10 protein-coding genes are annotated in these 10,183 nt (G+C 27.3%); 8 read left to right on the forward strand and 2 right to left on the reverse strand.

Annotation, left to right across the window (positions count from 1 at the left end):
* From ACRC28_RS08030 to ACRC28_RS08050, 5 genes are all read left to right on the forward strand, one after another.
* Positions 1-815, forward strand: an 815-nt coding sequence (locus ACRC28_RS08030; protein WP_438542937.1) for a MutS-related protein, incomplete at its 5' end; no start/stop codon positions are given.
* 24 nt (positions 816-839) lie between these two features.
* On the forward strand, positions 840-1,295 hold the full coding sequence (locus tag ACRC28_RS08035) for a tetratricopeptide repeat protein (RefSeq protein ID WP_438542938.1): 456 nt from the start codon (positions 840-842) through the stop codon (positions 1,293-1,295).
* A 256-nt stretch (positions 1,296-1,551) separates the two neighbouring features.
* Positions 1,552-2,601 (forward strand): choloylglycine hydrolase, encoded by a 1,050-nt coding sequence (gene bsh, locus ACRC28_RS08040; protein ID WP_438542939.1) that lies wholly within the window; start codon positions 1,552-1,554, stop codon positions 2,599-2,601.
* Between the two features lie 131 nt (positions 2,602-2,732).
* Positions 2,733-4,025 carry a conjugated bile salt MFS transporter gene (locus ACRC28_RS08045; protein WP_438542940.1) on the forward strand — a complete coding sequence of 431 codons (1,293 nt, stop codon included), beginning with the start codon at positions 2,733-2,735 and terminating at the stop codon, positions 4,023-4,025.
* 2 nt (positions 4,026-4,027) lie between these two features.
* Positions 4,028-5,299, forward strand: coding sequence for a conjugated bile salt MFS transporter (locus tag ACRC28_RS08050; protein WP_438542941.1), 1,272 nt, complete (start codon positions 4,028-4,030; stop codon positions 5,297-5,299).
* A 24-nt stretch (positions 5,300-5,323) separates the two neighbouring features.
* Here the strand turns inward: ACRC28_RS08050 and ACRC28_RS08055 are convergent, their stop codons facing one another.
* Positions 5,324-7,285, reverse strand: a complete 1,962-nt coding sequence (locus tag ACRC28_RS08055; protein ID WP_438542942.1) for an FUSC family protein — start codon at positions 7,283-7,285, stop codon at positions 5,324-5,326.
* Positions 7,286-7,524: 239 nt separating this feature from the next.
* Positions 7,525-7,707, reverse strand: a complete 183-nt coding sequence (locus ACRC28_RS08060; protein ID WP_438542943.1) for a hypothetical protein — start codon at positions 7,705-7,707, stop codon at positions 7,525-7,527.
* Between the two features lie 190 nt (positions 7,708-7,897).
* On the opposite strand from ACRC28_RS08060, the gene ACRC28_RS08065 reads away from it, so the two are divergent.
* The 3 genes from ACRC28_RS08065 to ACRC28_RS08075 all read left to right on the forward strand — a co-directional run.
* Positions 7,898-8,878: an Rpn family recombination-promoting nuclease/putative transposase gene (locus ACRC28_RS08065; protein ID WP_438542944.1), complete on the forward strand. Its 981-nt coding sequence runs from the start codon at positions 7,898-7,900 to the stop codon at positions 8,876-8,878.
* Between the two features lie 120 nt (positions 8,879-8,998).
* On the forward strand, positions 8,999-9,733 hold the full coding sequence (locus ACRC28_RS08070; protein WP_438542945.1) for a MurR/RpiR family transcriptional regulator: 735 nt from the start codon (positions 8,999-9,001) through the stop codon (positions 9,731-9,733).
* A 361-nt stretch (positions 9,734-10,094) separates the two neighbouring features.
* The coding region (locus ACRC28_RS08075; RefSeq protein WP_438542946.1) for a family 4 glycosyl hydrolase at positions 10,095-10,183 on the forward strand (89 nt) is incomplete at its 3' end.

The following is a 10,183-nucleotide window of genomic DNA, read 5'->3' on the forward strand; positions in this document are numbered from 1 at the left end:
TAAACTATGAAAAAGCTGGAAAGGTTATTTGTGATAACCCTGAAAGTATTAGAGTTTTATATGATTATGTTGGGGAGCTTGATGCTTTAATAGGAGTGTCTTCCTTCAGAGAAACATTAAAGTATTACACAAACCCTGAGTACAGTGAAAAGGTTAGTTTAGAGTTTAAGGATATTTATAATCCATTATTAAAAGAACCTATTCCAAATAGTTTTAAATCAGAGAAATCAATACTTTTAACAGGTTCTAATGCATCAGGTAAAAGTACTTTCTTAAGAACTGTTGGTTTAAATGCATTACTTGGGCAAACTATAAATACAGTTTGTGCAAAGAAATATAAGGCATCTATGTTTAGAATATATTCTTCTATGGCACTTCAAGATAGTATCTTAAAAAGTGAAAGTTATTATATAGTTGAAATAAAATCATTAAAAAGAATTCTAGATAGTATGGAATATGAATATCCTATATTATGTATAGTAGATGAAATATTAAGAGGAACAAATACAGCTGAAAGAATAGGGGCATCTTCTGAAATACTTAAATATATTGGAGAAGATAAAGATATGTTCTGTTTAGCTGCAACTCATGATATAGAGCTTACTTATATGATGGAAGATATATTTGATAATTATAGTTTTGAAGAAAAAGTAGTTAAGAAAGAAATTGTTTTTGATTATAAATTAAAAACTGGAAGATCAAAGACTAGAAATGCTATAAAAATACTAGAATTCATGGGATATAATAAAGAAATAACTAGAAGAGCAGAGAAAAAAGCTACAAGATTCTTAGAAACTAAATCGTGGGATGATTAATTAAAACTTAAAGGGGATGGAATAATGAAGTTTAAATTATCAGAAAACAGAGAAGCTGTAAGACTTAATGATGAGGCAGGTTTCTTATTAGAAAAAAAAGAGTATGAAAAAGCAATAGAGCTTTTAAAAGAGGCTAAGAAACTAGATAAAACATATGAAAAGACATATTATAATTTAGGGCAAGGTTATTTTTTGATAGAGGAATATGAAAAAGCTTTAAAAGAGTTTGAAATGATGATTACTTTAAATGATAAAAATTATGTGCCACATTATAATATGGGAAATATATATCTTTTAACAGGGGATTTAGATAAGGCAATAGAAAATTATGATTTAGCAATTGAAAAAGGTTGCAAAGAAGAGAGGGTATTCAATACACTTGGAAAAGTCTATGAAGCTTTAGGAGAAGAAGACTTAGCAACAGAAAATTATGTTATAGCTCAAAATTTGAAAAAAATAAAAGAAAAATTCTCTAAGTAATTAAGTTTACTTAGGGAATTTTTTATACTTTTATATAATTTGGAAATTAGCTCCCAAAACTTTGAAAAAAAGGTCTAAAAAATTATAAATATAATTTATAACAACGTAATTATATGAAAAAAATGTGAAACTGGTATGAATAAAATGTTTTAAAACATATAACAAATAGTAAAAAAAAATTTTACAAAATTCATTTTCAATGGGGATAAATGTATAAAAATGCAAAATTTTAAACAATATAGAAAAGAGGTTTACTTTGAAATTTTTGGGGAATATACTAAATGCAGACAAGGAAATAAAACAGAAAGAAGTGATAAATATGTGTACAGCATTAACTTTAAAAACAAAAGAAAATGAACATTTATTTGGAAGAAATATGGATATTGAATATGAATTTGGTCAATCCGTTGGAATAATTCCAAGAGGTTTCAAGTATCTACATTCAGTAACTAAAGAAGAAGAAAAAACAAAATATGCAGTTATTGGAATGATGACTGTTATGGAAAATCATCCAATGCTTGCTGATGGAATGAATGAAAAAGGTTTAGCAGTTGCAGGACTAAATTTTCCAACTTACGCATATTATGGAACTGAAAAAATGGAAGGAAAAACAAATATTTCAGTTTATGATGTAATGTTTTGGATAGTTTCAAATTTCTCTTCATTAGATGAAGTTAGAAAAGAAGCTTTAAACTTAAACATTATGAATATTCCATTTAATGAAAAAACACCAACACCAACATTACACTGGATAGTTACAGATAAAAGTGGTGAAAGTATAGTTATTGAAAGCACTAAAGAAGGAATAAAAGTTTTTGAAAACAAAGTAGGAGTACTAACAAATTCACCAACATTTGATTGGCATCAAACTAACTTAAGACAATATATTGGATTATATGCAGATCAAGTTGGAAAAGAAACTTGGAGTTGTCAAGAGTTACCTGCTTTAGGTCAAGGAACAGGATGTGTTGGATTACCAGGAGATTTTACACCAGCATCAAGATTTGTAAGAGTAGCATTTTTAAGACATTTTGCTTTAGCAAATGATAGTGATTCTATGGATGTAAATGAATTTTTCCACATTTTAAATAATGTAGCCATGGTAAGAGGTTCTGTTAGAACACCACAAAGAAGTGATATAACACAATATACAGCATGTATGAATTTAGAAAAAGGAATATATTATTATAATACTTATAAAAACAATTCTTTAAATGCAGTATGTATGAACAAAGAAAATTTAGATGGAGATAAATTAATTTTATTCCCATATAATGATGAATTAGAAGTAAAATATCAAAACTAAGAAAGAAGCCCCTACATAACTAAGTTTTAGAGTAGTTATAGAAGGTGTTGTAATTTAAAAGTAGTAATTTAATGTAGTTTATAAAATTCTAAATTTTGTTATGTAGAGCTCCTAAAAAAGGAGTGTTAATTATGAGTGAAACAGTAACAAAAAGTAGTAATAAAAGAAAATATCTAATGATTTTTATAGCAATGGTAATTCAAGCAATACCTTTTGGTGTAGCACAAAATATACAGCCATTATTTATACCTTATGTGGTTAAGCATTTTTCATTTTCATTAGCAAGTTTTTCTTTGATATTTACATTTGGTGCATTAGCATCTTCAGTATGTTCACCTTTTCTAGGAAAACTATTTGGAAAAGTTAATTTAAAGATATTATTTATAATAGGTACAGTTTTATCTAGTTTAGGTTTCTTAGGAATGGGACTTGCAACAAATTTACCAGAATTCTATATATTATCAGCTGTAATGCAAGTTGGTTGTGTATTATTCTCAGGACTTGGTATTCCATTTTTAATTGGTAGTTGGTTCCCTACAACTGGTAGAGGTAAAGCATTAGGAATTGCTTTTGCTGGAGGTTCAATTGGTAATGTATTTTTACAACCAATCGTATCTAGTATGTTAGGAGGACATGGTGAAGCTTATTCATACATTTTCTTTGGAATATTATCTCTTATATTTAGTTTAATAATAGTATTATTCTTTATAAGAGTTCCAAAACCAGGAGAATTAGTAGCTGAAGCTACAGGAACAGAAAAAGCTGAAGATAATAGTAAACAACAACATGCAGCTATATATGAAGGACCTGGTGCTGCTAAAACAAGACATGAAAAATATTTCTGGTTACTTGCACTTGGATATGCATTCATTGGAATTGCTATAAGTGCTTGTAGTACTCAATATGCATCATATTTTAGAATGCAATTACATTTAGATGCACATTTAATAGGAATACTAGGATCAGTGTTTGCATTATTCTGCTTAATAGGAAATGTTGGTGGAGGAGCTTTATTTGATAAAATCGGAAGCTTTAAAGCAATGTTACTTGCATTTATTTTCCAAGCAGTAGCTATTGTCGGAATGTTACTTGCAGGAGCATCACATAATTTCTCATTCTTATTCTCAATTTTCTATGGATTATGTGTATTCTCTTATATGTCAGGACCAGCATTCCTTGCAACAGATGTATTTGGAAGAAAAGAATCAAGTGTTAACTTAGGAACTATGAGTTTATTATTTGCTATAGGATTTGCATTAGGTTCAGTAATATTTGGTGCATTTGCACAAAGTATAGGATTCAAAATGGCTTGGATAGCAATGCTTGTATTCTTAGTAGTAGGATATGCATTATTATTAATGTCAATTAAAGCTATGAAACATAAACAAAAAGCAGAAATGAATAAAGAAGCTACTGTGGCATAGTTATGATATCAAAAATTAAAGATAAAAGAAAACTAAAAATTATAATTGGATGTATTTTAATACAAGCAATACCCTTTAGTATTGCATCAAACATTCAGCCACAATTTGTAAGTTATGTAACTAAAGGATGCCACTTTTCATTAAGTGGCTTTTCTTTAATATTTACAATTGGAACATTAATATCAGCCATAGCATCACCATTTGTAGGAGCATTGTATACTAAAATGCATCCTAAAAAATTATTTATAATTGGATGTATTTTATCGGGAGTTGGATTTTTATCATTTGGATTTGCAAGAACTTTAATAGAGTTTTATATAATCGCAGCAATTGTTCAAATTGGGACATTGGTATTTTCAGCTATTGGAATTCCAACTATTATAAATGCTTATTTTGATGAGAAAAAGAAAGGGAGTGCATTAAGCCTAGCATTTGCTGGGGGTTCAGTGGGAAATATTGCACTTCAAGAAATTGTGGTATATCTTTTAGTAACTAAAGGATTTAAAGAAGCTTATATAATATTTGGATTAGTTTCTGTTGTAACAAGTTTGTTATTTACAATCTTTTTATTGGATTTTAGTAAATTAGATAAGAAAAGTTTAACTTCAGAAAAAAGAACAGTAAATCCATCAACAGAACATAAGACTGTTATGGAGCACGTATCCCTTAAATGGGGATTGAAAAATAAAACATTTATTTGCTTATCAGTAGGATTTATTTTCATGGGGTTGTCTATGGCAGCTTTATCAATACAATATCCTAATTATTTAAAGCATTTAATGGGTAGTGCAGTGGCATATAAAAATATATCAGTTATGTTTTTAGGGAATATTGGAGCGTTATTTGCTATTTTCTCATTAATAGGAAACCTAATGGGAGGAATATTATTTGATAAAATAGGAACTACAAAAACTTTAATGATAGCATTTATCTTAACAGCTGTTTCAAGTTTATGTTTAATATTTGCACATATTTCACCTATATTTGCATATTTATTCTCAATAACTAAGGGATTATCTGTATATGCATATATGATGGGACCATCATATTTAGTAAGTCTTTTCTTTAAAGGAAAGAACTTTCCTAAAATATTAAGTGTTATAAACTTTATGTTTGCTATTGGATTTTCAGCAGGTTCAACAATATTTGCTTTAGTTTCTAGTAGCATAGGATTTATAAGTAGTTGGAGTATGGTACTAGTATTTGTAATAATTACATTTATGTTTTTATTATTTGCAAATTTCAATAGTAATAAAAATAAAAAACTTATATAAATAGATAAAAGAAACCACTAGATGTTAGTGGTTTCTTTTTAAGGTTTTACTTAGTTTTGCAAGAGCACTTAATGTGTCTTCAGCTTTTATAAAGCAATTAAACATTTGTGTATTTACATAACTATTCTTAGTTATAACAGAATCTATAATATTATTTGAATATACAGGTTTATAGAATACATGTTTTTTAAATGAATGTTCCATTTGATTTAAAATAGCTTCAATTTTATTTATATTGCTTAAAACAAACTCTTTATCTAATAGCTCTTCAGAATAAGTTGTTAGCAAAAGAGATTCATGACTTAAAAGTGTAGTCAATTTATTATTGTTAAATATAAAGCTTTTTAGATTTGTTATTTCACTATCATCACAAGATGGATTATTATGTACTTGAAGCTTAGCACTAACTAAGTAAGAAAGATAAATAAGCTCACGTATTTTCTTGTGATTATAATGTCCATTTAAGATTTCTCTAAGTTCATTTAACATATCTCTATCAATTGAAATTAACTTGTAAATCATAGATTCCATTTCATAATAATTTTTACTTCTTAAGATAAACCTATTAGCAAATAAAACTATTAGTATAGCAATACTTGTGTAGAATAATCTAAGGAAGATTATTTTATAATCACCAGATACCTCATTTAATGTAGAAAGCCCTATGGCATAGCAAGTTACATAAGTAGTAAGCCATGTAAAATCAGCTAAAGCATACATTAAGAAGGTTGATATACCTATAATTATGACATGAGACATTGTTGATTTAAAAATGAAAAATAATATACTACTAATAATTATTCCAACCACTGTTCCTTTAAATCTTTGAACAGATTTTATTTTACTATCCTCATAAAAAGGCATAGCTAGAAGAAATATTGTCATAGGAATCCAATAGCTTTTATTAAAGTGAAATACTTTAACAAAGGCAAAAGAAAAACCTAAAAGAATTCCCATTCTAATAGAAAATCTTACTTTAAAATTATTTAAACTTAGTTTAAAGTGATTTATCTTCCTAAAGTCAATAAAGAAAGGATTTAGTTTTTTCAATGGATTATGTCTTTCTTTTCTATTTTCTTTAAAATGACTTAAAATGCTTTTTGTATAATTTAATAAAAATAAGAAATATGAGTTAATATCTTTATTAGAAAAGGTGTTATCCTTTAAAAACTGGTCTATAAGAGTGAGTGCAGTATTATAATTCTCAGAAGATAAACTGGAATTTATTTTAGAAAAAAGAATTGAAATATCATTAAAATATTTTTTATTCCTATCTAAAAGACAATCTCTCTTATTAACTTCATCAGTAATATTATTCAAATGCTGAAAAAGAATAACATAAGGATAATACTTAGATTTTTGACTTAAGTAAATAACCCTATTCATATCACGACAAATAGAAAAAAGCTCATATTTATGTTTATTAAAGTCTATGTACTTGCCTTCTGCTAAGGCTTTAAACTGGTCTGATACATTTAAGAAACCCTTATTAATTAATATTTGTACCTTAGAAGTAATAAGCTTTGGACTTGTAACAAGTAAAGTTATATAAAGTACTAAATATGAAAAAGTAATGGCAAGTAATCTTAAAGGTAACTTATCCATTGGAGCTGGTATTAACTGAAGAAGGACAAATGCAAGTAAATAAGGAAAATAACTACTTGGATTATATTCATCAGTTAAAAAATATGTTAAAAGTGCACCTCCGATTAAATTAATAAAAAGTGCAGTAAAGGAATTTAAACAAGCTATAGTTGCAAAAACGCCAATTAAAAGATGTAAGAAAAATGGCTTTATATGTCCTTTATCTATATCAGTGTAATCCTTAAGCCTAATATACATAAGAGCCATATAAGGTGCAATCAAAAGATTGTAAATTCCAAAGAAATTATAAAGAACAGGCAATAAAATAATAGAAATTATAGTAGGAGGTAAACTCCTCTTACACATGCTCTTTAAATTAAATTCATAGGATTTAAACTTCATAAAAATCCTCCTTTCATAAGGAAATTATAACATGGAATTAAGGGGGAGAAGTGAAAAATTAAGAATTAAAAGTTAAGAATTGAGGAAAATTGCAAGCAATTTGGATTAAGGCATAGAGTGGGAAGAGGTGAGGATAGCAAAGTTACATACACAGGATTATCATTTGAAAAAAGTTAATGAAAAACTAAATTATGTTAAAGTTAGTATAGAATATCTAAAGAAAAAAGTAGCATATCATTTTATGATAGACTACTTTTGAAATTATTTTTAAGTGTTTCCTTCTTTAGTATTTCTCTAAATTTTCCTAAGCTGATGATTTTAATAGTTTCTGAAGGATTAGAAAGTCCCCTAGCAAGGTTTCCAGTAGCTAAAACCATTTGATTTGTAGTAGAAGAAAGTGTACTCCACAAGTAATTTTCCATAGCTTTTCATATGTATGTCCTCCATAGATTATTTATATAATAAATCATTACTAAAACTTTTTTATTAAATTTCTCATAAGAATTATTTAAAAGAATAAGATTTCAAAAAAATAGGAATATAAGTTCGTATATTATATAGTTAAAGTGGGAATTATAAGACTAATAAGAAATTTATAGGAGGTTTGAATTTATGAGGCAAAAAGATGATGCTATTAAGTTAGATGAAATTTTAAAGTTTTCTACATCAGTATCAAAGAAATTATTATTAGTCTTTTTGAATAGTCTTTTTAACGAAAATTTTATTGAAGATGAGGTTGAGATAACTATAAGTAATAATGAATTTATAACAGAAAAGTTAGAAAAACTTCGTGCTGATGTATTCTTTAGAGTAGAGGATATTAAGGCTGTGTCTAAAACTAATTTTCATATTGAATTTCAAACATTGAATGATAAAACTATGGTTTTTAGAATGCTTGAATATGGGTTTGAAAAAGCAGTTGAGGAAAGAAGTAATGGTGTGATAGTATTTCCAAAACAATATGTCATTTTTATAGAGGAAAATGAAAAAATTCCAGATAGTTTAAAATTAAAAATTAAATTTCAAGATAATCAAATGATTGATTATGAGGTTCCTATAATGAAGTATTGGAAGTATACTGATAAAGATTTAATAGAGAAAGAAATGTACTCATTATTACCATTACAAATATTTCTATTAAGAAAAGAATTGTCTAAAAATTTTAAAAATGGAAATCTTAAAAATAAAGAAAAGTTTATAGAAAAGATAAAAAAATTAACAGAAACTTTGGTAAAAGAAGCAACAGAATTATTTAAAATAGGAAAGATTGTAGGAGAAGATTATGATAAGATATTAGTAATGATAGATTATTTGATTAGTTATCTAAATAATAAGTACATATATGATGATTATATAGAGGAGGAGATTAAGGTGTTAAATAGAACTTACTTAGATACTGAGGCTGTGAGAATTGGAATAGAAAAAGGAATAGAAAAAGGAATGGAAAAAGGAATGGAAAAAGGAATGGAAAAAGGTAAGAATGAGGAACGAATAAAAATAGCAAAGAACCTTATTCTTTTAGGGGTAGATGAAGAAGCAATAGCAAAGGCAACGGAATTAAAAGTAGAGGAAATAGAAAGATTAAAAAATTAAATATAGATGTTAAAAGTGTTAAAAGGATATCTTAGAAATGGGATGTCCTTTAATTATAGAATGAAAAACTTAAATTATGTTAAAATGAATATATGATTTAAGAGGATGAAGGTGAAGAAAATGCTTGGATTTGAAGAGATAAATGAATTGAATGAACTTGAGTTAGAGGTTTATAAATATATAGTTAATAATAAAAAAACTGTTGTGTATATGAGAATTAGGGAGCTTGCTGATGAGATTCATGTCTCTACAACTACTATATTAAGGTTTTGTAAGAAGTTAAATTGTGCAGGGTTTTCTGAGTTTAAGATAAAGCTTAAGATGGAGCTTGAGGAAACTGATGTTGTTGAGATACGTGATGATAAAAGTGTGATTATTGAATTTTTAAATAGGACAGAAACAGAGGAATTTAAAAAGGATATAGAGGATAGCGTAAGTCTTATGGAAGAGAGTAACCCTATAATTTGTATTGGGTTTGGAAACTCAGGAGAATTGGCTAGATATGCAGCAAGACACTTTAGTGGGGTAGGGAAATTTACTGTACCTGTTTATGACCCTTATTATCCAACAGAGCATATTAATGGTGAAAAAGCTATGGCACTTTTCTTTTCTGTTGAGGGAGAAGGAAAGGATGGAATAAGACATTTAAATGAGCTTAAGAAACGTGGTGTAAAAATAGTTTCAATTACTAATAGTAAAAGTTGTACAATTGCAAAATTATCAGATATAAACATAAGTTATTATGTTCAAATGCAAAAATATAAGCACCATCAACTTACAACACAGGTGCCTGTAATGTACATAATAGAGGCTTTAGCAAAGGAGCTAAGTGAATTAAAAAAAGCGAAGGTATAGTATCATAAAAAAAATTATGTTATATTTTATGAAAACTTGATAAAATATAAGTAAGAAAAGCCTTAGTGCGACAACACTAAGCAATCTCTAGAACATTTTTAGTTTTAGGGGTATTGGATTGATTTATATAATCAGATGAAAAAGCACTACAAATCTTGGTTGGATGGAGTGCTTTTTTCAGTTGTCTTAAAACTTAATTCTATAAAACATAGTGTTTTTTTATATGTAACAAATTACAGAAGGTATAACAAGTTTTATTAGACACTAAAACTATTTAAAAGGCTTTAAATGAGTGATATTATGAAATCAAGAGGAAGAGAAATAAAAAACAAAGTGTTTTAAATAGATGGAGGTAAGTGTTATGAAAAAGTTAAAGATAGTTACTATTGGTGGAGGATCAAGTTATACACCAGAACTTGTAGAAGGACTTATAAAAAGATATGATGAACT

Source organism: Clostridium sp., assembly GCF_051650885.1.
In the GTDB taxonomy this organism is placed as follows: Bacteria; Bacillota; Clostridia; order Clostridiales; family Clostridiaceae; genus Clostridium.

Bases quoted from the DNA above. Each gene is read 5' to 3' on its own strand.
- ACRC28_RS08065 (WP_438542944.1), top strand. From the start codon at position 7,898: ATGAGGCAAAAAGATGATGCTATTAAGTTAGATGAAATTTTAAAGTTT.
- ACRC28_RS08050 (WP_438542941.1), top strand. From the start codon at position 4,028: ATGATATCAAAAATTAAAGATAAAAGAAAACTAAAAATTATAATTGGA.
- ACRC28_RS08055 (WP_438542942.1), bottom strand. From the start codon at position 7,285: ATGAAGTTTAAATCCTATGAATTTAATTTAAAGAGCATGTGTAAGAGG.
- ACRC28_RS08060 (WP_438542943.1), bottom strand. From the start codon at position 7,707: ATGGAAAATTACTTGTGGAGTACACTTTCTTCTACTACAAATCAAATG.
- ACRC28_RS08045 (WP_438542940.1), top strand. From the start codon at position 2,733: ATGAGTGAAACAGTAACAAAAAGTAGTAATAAAAGAAAATATCTAATG.
- ACRC28_RS08035 (WP_438542938.1), top strand. From the start codon at position 840: ATGAAGTTTAAATTATCAGAAAACAGAGAAGCTGTAAGACTTAATGAT.
- ACRC28_RS08070 (WP_438542945.1), top strand. From the start codon at position 8,999: ATGCTTGGATTTGAAGAGATAAATGAATTGAATGAACTTGAGTTAGAG.